The organism is Bauldia sp., assembly GCF_020442045.1.
In the GTDB taxonomy this organism is placed as follows: Bacteria; Pseudomonadota; Alphaproteobacteria; order Rhizobiales; family Kaistiaceae; genus Bauldia.
Window position 1 is genome coordinate 1 of sequence record NZ_JAGRLA010000194.1, and the last position, 6606, is coordinate 6606.

4 protein-coding genes are annotated in these 6606 nt (G+C 68.0%); 3 read left to right on the forward strand and 1 reads right to left on the reverse strand.

Annotated elements, in window-relative coordinates; all coding sequences use genetic code 11:
• A partial coding sequence (locus tag KDJ86_RS20470) for an apolipoprotein A-IV repeat region-like domain-containing protein (protein ID WP_291750284.1) occupies nucleotides 1-4372 on the reverse strand: 4372 nt, incomplete at its 3' end.
• A 728-nt stretch (nucleotides 4373-5100) separates the two neighbouring features.
• Between KDJ86_RS20470 and KDJ86_RS20475 the strand changes: the two genes are divergently transcribed.
• The 3 genes from KDJ86_RS20475 to KDJ86_RS20485 all read left to right on the forward strand — a co-directional run bounded on the left by KDJ86_RS20475 (nucleotide 5101) and on the right by KDJ86_RS20485 (nucleotide 6604).
• The gene (locus KDJ86_RS20475; protein WP_291750286.1) at nucleotides 5101-5466 is read left to right on the forward strand and encodes an Hpt domain-containing protein; all 366 of its coding nucleotides are present in this window, start codon (nucleotides 5101-5103) and stop codon (nucleotides 5464-5466) included.
• 112 nt (nucleotides 5467-5578) lie between these two features.
• Nucleotides 5579-5899, forward strand: a complete 321-nt coding sequence (locus KDJ86_RS20480; RefSeq protein ID WP_291750288.1) for a 2Fe-2S iron-sulfur cluster-binding protein — start codon at nucleotides 5579-5581, stop codon at nucleotides 5897-5899.
• A gap of 87 nt (nucleotides 5900-5986) precedes the next feature.
• On the forward strand, nucleotides 5987-6604 hold the full coding sequence (locus tag KDJ86_RS20485) for a FecR family protein (protein ID WP_291750291.1): 618 nt from the start codon (nucleotides 5987-5989) through the stop codon (nucleotides 6602-6604).
• Nucleotides 6605-6606: the final 2 nt, after the last annotated feature.

Consider the following 6606-nt stretch of genomic DNA (forward strand, 5'->3'; position numbering starts at 1 on the left):
CCTGGTGGCCGCTGCCGTTGCTGGCACGGCGTGGCTCGGGCGCACGCGGCGGCGGTGGCGAGGCCGGACGCGGCGCCGGGGCGCCACCGGCCGAGGCAAGCGCCGCGGGCTGCTCGATCTGGTGGACCGGCGTCGCCCGGACATCGCCAAGGGCCGGGGTGTAGACGTCGAGCGTCTTGCCGTGCCGGGCGATGATGTCGGAGAGCTCGGAAAGCGCCTTGATCTGGTCGCCGACGACGCGACGCATCGCCTCCGCGCTCTCGCGGGTCTCTTCCGGCATTTCGAGGACGCCGCGCTTCAGCTCGGCGCGGGTCTCGTCGAGCTCGCGCTGCACGTCCTGCATCGCCGCCCGCATTTCCTTGGTCGCCTCGCCGAAATTCTTCGCGGCGAGGGTGACGGATTCGCCGATCTCGGCGAGCAGGGCGTTGTTGGTCTCGCGAATCTGCTCGGCCGCCTTGCGACCCTCGGCGCTGGCCGTGCGCGACATGTTCTCGAAATTGTCGATCACGCCCTTGGTCGCGGAGGAGGTGTTCTCGGTCAGCATCCGGCTGACCGCCGTGGCACGCTCTTCCGCCGTCTTGAGGGTCTCGGCGATGATGCGGGTGAAGGACCGCATGATGCCGTCGAGCTCCTCGCTGCGCGAGCGGAGCCCGGCGGCGAGATTCTCCAGGGCCGGGCGGCGTTCCTCGACCGTGGTCTCGATCTGGCGATTGACCTCGGTGAGGTGACGGGTCGCCTCGGTCAGCGACTGGCTCTGCGCCTCGAAGCGCTTCACCACGTTGGCGACGCCCTCGAGGATGTGGTGGGAGACTTCGGTCAGCCGCTCGACCTGGTTGCCGAGCTCGCCGCTCGAAAGCTGGGTGGTCTCGACGGCATGCTCGATCGACTTGGCGAACTCCGTCGAGCGATGGGCGAGCGTGTTCTCGATCCTGGCGAGGTTCTGCTCGGTGCCCGACAACAGGCCGGTCAGCGTCTCGTTCGACTTCGACAGGCTCTCGACGATCTCCGCCACGTCGCTCCGCAGCTTCTCGTTGGTGTCGGTGAAGGTCGTCGCGACCCGCTCGCCGCTCTCGATGAGCGTGCGGGCGGCCTGGTCGCTGCGGGTGACGACCATCTCGACGATGTCGTTTCCGCGTTCGTCCAGCGTGCGCAACAGGACGTTGCCGCGGCCGTCGAGCAGGGCGGCGAGCTCGCCGCTGCGGGCACCGAGCACGTCATTGAACTCGCGGGTCCGGACCTCGATCGCCTCGGTGACGTTGGTCGCCCGCTCGCCGAGGGTGCCCTCGATCTCGTTGACGGCGCGGCCGATGACCGTCGATGCCTCGGAGGCGGAAGCCCTGAGGGCCTGGGCGGCGTCGCCGGATTCGGCGACCAGCTGCTGGGTGACGTCGCCGATGATCTGGCGCACCTCGTCGGCGACATGGGTCGCCTTGGTGGCGAGCGCCTCGGTAATCGTGTCGGCACGCTCGGACATGACCCCGGCGAGCTCGTTGGTCCGGCTGGCAAGCTGGCCGGTCACCTCGATCAGGCGGCCGTCGATCAGCGAGGCGAACTCGGTCTGGCCGCTGGTGAAGGTCTCGGCGATCTCGCGGGTCCGCTCGATCAGGGTCTGGTTGATCTGGCGCGAGCGGTGGTCGAGCGCCTCGGAGATGCGGTGCGAGCTGCTCTCCAGCGATTCCGACACTGTGTCGATCTTGCCGCGCAGTGCGTCGCCGAAGTCGGCGAGGCGGCCGGCAAGCGAGGTCTCCATGGTCTGGGCCTGTTCCCCGAGCGAGGTGATCAGGGCAGGGCCCTGCTCGCCGATCAGCGCGCTGATCCGCTCGAAGCGCTGGTCGAGGCCCTGGCCGATCTCGCGGGTATGGACGGTGATCACCTCCTCGAAGCGGTTGCCCGATTCGATGATCTTGCCGAAGATCGAATTGCCCTGGTTCTCGATGGCCTCGGCCACTTCCGTGCCGGACTGGACGATCTTCTCGAAGACCGAGTTGCCGCGGCCCTCGATGGCGTTGGCCATCTCGGTGCCGGACTGGACGATGCGGTCGTGGATCGCATTGCCGCGGCCGTCGATCGCGTCGGCGACCTCGGTGCCGGAACTGATGATCCTCTCGTAGATCGTCGTACCGCGCCCCTCGATCGCGTCGGCGACCTCGGTTCCCGAATTGATGATCTTCTCGTGGATCGAGACGCCGCGGGTTTCGATCGCGTTGGCGACGTCGCGTCCCGAGGCGAGGATCTTCTGGTGGATCGAGACGCCACGCGACTCGATCGCGTCGCCGACATGCTGGGTCGCCTCGACGATCGAATCGTAGATGGCGGTGCCGCGACCCTCGATGGTCTCGGCGATCTCGCGGCTGGAGGACAGGATGCGCTCGTGGATGGAGGCGCCGCGGCCCTCGATCTCGTTGGCGATCTGCCCGCCCGATTCGACGATCCGCTGGTGCAGCGTATTGCCCTGTTCGGTGATGCGGTCGGCGATACGGGTGCCGGATTCGACGATCCGCTCATGGATCGCGCCGGCCCGCGAGGCGACCGTCTCGGCGATCTCGTTGCCGGAGGCGATGATCGTCTCGTTGATCTTCATGCCGCGCACGGCGATCGCCTTGGCGACCTCGCCGCCGACGGAGGCGAGGCGCTGGGTCAGCTCGGCGCTGCGCTCGTCGAAGGTCTCGTAGACGGCGGTGGAAGCGGAATCGATGGTCTCGCGAAGCGAATTGGTGCGGCCCTCGATGAGGTTCGCCATCGCCTCGCCGGTCGAGGCCAGCCGGTCGTTGAGCTCTGTGCCGTTGACCGAGATCGCCTCGAAGATGCGGTCGCCGGTGCGCGACAGCCGGTCGGCCAGCTCGCCGCCACGGATGGTGATGGTCTCGGCGATCCGGGTGCCGGTATCGTCGAGCTTGTCGTTGATCTCCTGGCCGCGCAGGGCGAGGTCGACCAGCAGCGAATCCGAGTTGCTCTTCAGAGCCTCGTTGACCTCGGAGACATGGGTCGAGATCGTCTCGGCGGCGAGGTTGCCGGTCTCGGTGATCGACCGGGTGATCTCCTCCGTGCGGCGATCGAAGCTCTCGACCAGCTCGGTGCCGACCCGGGCGAGGGTGTCGTTCACCTCGGCGCCACGCTCGCCGATCGTGTCGGCCATGGCACGGCCGGTGGTCTCGAGCGTGTCGTTGATGTCGGCGCTGCGGGTCAGCAGCGCGTCGGTGACCTCGGCGCCGGTGGCGGCGAGCGATTCGGCGACGTCGCTGACGGTGTCGGCGAGGCGGCTGACGAGATCCTCGCCGCGGCCGGCAAGCTGGTCGACCATGGTCTCGCCGGCGGAGGAAAGCGCGCCGGTGATATGCTCGCCGCGCTCGGTCAGCGCGCTGGTGATGCGGTTGCCGGCGGTGGTGACGTTCTCGGCGATGGATTCGCTGGCGATCCGCAGGTCCTTGGACAGGGATTCCTGGGCGCTGACGATCGAGGTCCGGACGCGTTCGGAGTTGATGACGATGGCTTCGCGCTGGCCGGCGAGATCGTCGATCAGCGAGCGCATCCGGGTTTCGTTGTCCGAATAGGAGCGCTCGAGGGCCGAAACCTCGTTATGGACCAGCAGCTCGAGCTCGCTGGCGCGGGCGAGCGCACGCTCGATGCCGTCGCCGACGGCGGCGACCTCGCGGCGGATCGCCTGGCTGACGCTGACCACGGCGTCGGAGGCGACATCCTCCGGCTGGGTGAGGCGGGTCGCCATCTCGGTGATCTGGCGGGCGACGATCTTCATCTCCTGCGAACGCCAGATCATCGAGGCGATGGCCCAGAAGAAGCCGATCGGGACGAGCAGGAAGAGGGCGAAATTGACGAGCTGGGGCGAATTGAAGAAATCGCCCTCGAAGAGGCTGCCGCTCGACAGGCCGATACCGACCACCAGGACTGCCCAGATGACCGAAAGGGTCATGGCGGTCGGGTAGATCATCCGCGACGGGCGGCGCGGGAAATTGCTGAAACCGGCCGGCTGACGGCGATCGTCGTTGGCGGCGAAGCGGCCGCGACCGGCGGCGCGCGGACGGGCGGGCTTCGGCTCCTCGGCGGGCGGCGCGGGTTCGGGGCGGCGAGCGGCCTGCGGGCGCGGCTCTTCAGCCGGGGCGCGGCCCTCGTCAGGGGCCCGGCGCGGCTCCTCGCGTCGCGGCGCTTCGCCACGACGCGGCGGGGCGGGCACGCGCGGGTTCTCCGGGCGACGGCTCCGTGCGGCCTCGCTGCCGTCGGGCGCCCTGGGTTCGGGCGGTCGACGGGTCGCGGGACGCTCCTGCGCCTCGCCTGCGCCGAAATCCAGCCTCAGGGCTTCCTCGACCGCCGAAAGAGCGGCGTCGTTGGGGGTCTTTGCTCGCGGGTTCGTTGCCATTCTATCGCCTCGCGTCCGTACTCAGTACAATGCCGGCCGCCACGCCGGGCAGGAACGGCCCGACAAGCGCAGGTACACAGGGTCCGGAGGGACGATAACGTGGTCTCACGCTGCGTAATAATCGCACCCCCGGCGCAGCAAAGCATCCGCGCTCCAGGACCAATACACGGTCCATAGGCCTCAACCTTCCATGCCGCTAGTCCATCCTAATGGCACATTGATGGCAGCGGAACAAGAAACTGAGGCGACCGTCCGGCTCTGTTAATTAAGTTCAACGATGGGACCGAGGTCATTAGCGACGCTGGGAAAAATCGGGACATCGACCATTCGGCAGCGCCGCCCTGCCGGGGCGTGTCGCGTGGCCGTCGGGCGTCCTCCCTTCGGCGGTGCAACCGGGCGGCCGGGACCCATCCGCCGCGATGCCGCGGAAAACGGCCAATTTTAACCATTTGTTATCGGTTGCCGTGACCGATACGCGCTTGACGGTCGCAGCCGGGTAGCCGGCGATTCCGGATATCGTGGCGGCATCGCCCCTTCGCAGGGACAAGGTCACGGAGGGCTCCCGATGGTCGGGGCGAGGGGGCCATTACCCCTCGAATCGGTCCGTTAACCATTTTTTAAGTTTGTTGCGGCGGCGGGGCGCTCAAGGGCGTTTACCTGCTGTTGGGCGGCGATACGTATGGTCGCGACCGACGGCGGATGAATAGACAGGATGGAACACGGTGTCGTTGAGCGAGCCCCCCACGACAATTCACAGACGCAGGCTCGATGCCCATCGCCGGGTGCCGGTCGACCTGGATCACCTGCGGCGCCAAACCTTCGGCGACGAGGCGCTTCAGCGCCGGGTTCTCGGCATGTTTGCGCGGGAAGCGGCCCGCTTGTGCGAGAAGCTGAAGGAGGCGGAGACGCTCGACGAACGCCGCCGGACGGCCCATGCGCTGGTCGGTTCGGCGCGCAACGTCGGGGCTTTCACGATGGCCGATATCGCCAGCCAGATCGAACGGTCGGACGCACCGGTGGCGGGTCGGCTGAGGGCGCTCGATCAGGCGGTCCAGAGGGCGCGCGCTTTCATCGCCGAGACCCTGTCGGGGTGATGCAAAAGACCGCGCCTGCCCGGCGGCGCTGGCGGGCGGCGACAAAATCGCCTATATGCCGCGGCGTTGTCGGCGCGGTTCCGCGCCAGTTTTCCCGAACAGACCCGGACTGATGGCAAAGATCACCTATATTGATGCCGGAGGCGAGCGCTACGAAGTCGCCGCCGAGAACGGCTCCACCGTCATGGAAAACGCCATACGGAACGGCGTGCCCGGTATCGAGGCGGAATGCGGCGGCGCCTGCGCCTGCGCGACCTGCCACGTCTACGTCGACGAGGCTTTCAAGGAGATCGTCGGCGAGCCTGAGCCGATGGAAGAGGACATGCTCGACTTCGCCTATGATGTCCGCCCGAATTCGCGCCTTTCCTGCCAGATCCGGGTCAGCGACGCCCTTGACGGCCTGACCGTCACCGTGCCGGAACGCCAGGGCTGAGCTGAAGCCCGAGGCTCGGCGCACGGGGTCTTTCGGGTACGATGCTTGCTTCGACACCACCGTAGGCCGTGCCGGAGGAGGGGTTCCGTGCGACGAGATCCGCGACTGGCGGCTGTATGCCTCGGATTCCTGCTCGCGACGCCGGTCCAGGCGGCGACGGAGGTCGGCGCGGTGACCAGGGCGCGCGGCGACTGCGTCGGGGTCAGCGAGGGAACCACCCGCTCGCTGGGTGCCGGCCTGCCGGTCTTCCTCGCCGAGGAAATCTCGACCGGCGAAGCGGCGCGCCTCAGGATCACCTTCGATGACGGCACGGTGCTGACGCTCGGCGAGCGGGCGCGGGTGGTCATCGATTCGTTCGTCTACCAGCCGGACGACGGGCTGGAACAACTGCTTCTCACCGCGACCGGACCCTTCCGTCTCGCGACCGCCGCGCTGGTCAGCCCCGCGGCGGTCATAAACGTGGCCACGCCGGCCGCGGTGCTCGGCGTGCGCGGCACCGACTACTGGGGCGGCCCGATCGATGGGCGCTACGGTGTCCTGGTACTGGAGGGCGTGGTCACGGTCGCCAATGACGGCGGCGAGGTGGTGCTCTCGAATCCGGGCGAGGGAACCAACCTCGACAGCTTCGACGTGGCGCCGGGAGCGGTGACAAACTGGCCGGCCGACAAGGTCCTGCGGGCGCTCGATTCCGTCAGCTTCAACTGATC

Coding starts and splice junctions, on each gene's coding strand:
- KDJ86_RS20480 (WP_291750288.1), top strand. CDS start 5,579: ATGGCAAAGATCACCTATATTGATGCCGGAGGCGAGCGCTACGAAGTC.